At 39.8% G+C, this 289-nt stretch carries 1 rRNA gene; it reads left to right on the top strand.

The window, feature by feature from the left end:
- Nucleotides 1-98, top strand: a 5S ribosomal RNA gene (gene rrf, locus ASU03_RS19595); the annotation flags it as partial.
- Nucleotides 99-289: the final 191 nt, after the last annotated feature.

The following is a 289-nucleotide window of genomic DNA, read 5'->3' as shown; positions in this document are numbered from 1 at the left end:
TGTGGCCCCACCTGATCCCATTCCGAACTCAGAAGTGAAACGCAGTTGCGCCGATGGTAGTGTGGGAGTTCCCATGTGAGAGTAGGACATTGCTAGGTTTCTATTAAGAGAAGCCCGATTCATAAGAATCGGGCTTTTTATGAAACACTATTTTTTAACTTGATTGCTTAGTAAATAAGCCGATTAAGGTAAAAAATAAGGTTTTATAAAACACTTACTTTTATATAAGATTAAGTGTTGACATTAAAACTGAGGAGCGTAATATGCGCATCCTGCTTCGGGCAAACGG

Source organism: Colwellia sp. TT2012 (assembly GCF_001440345.1).
Lineage (GTDB): Bacteria > Pseudomonadota > Gammaproteobacteria > Enterobacterales > Alteromonadaceae > Colwellia.
The sequence above is the reverse complement of the archived record's forward strand: the minus strand, read 5'-3'. Positions and strand labels throughout refer to the sequence as shown.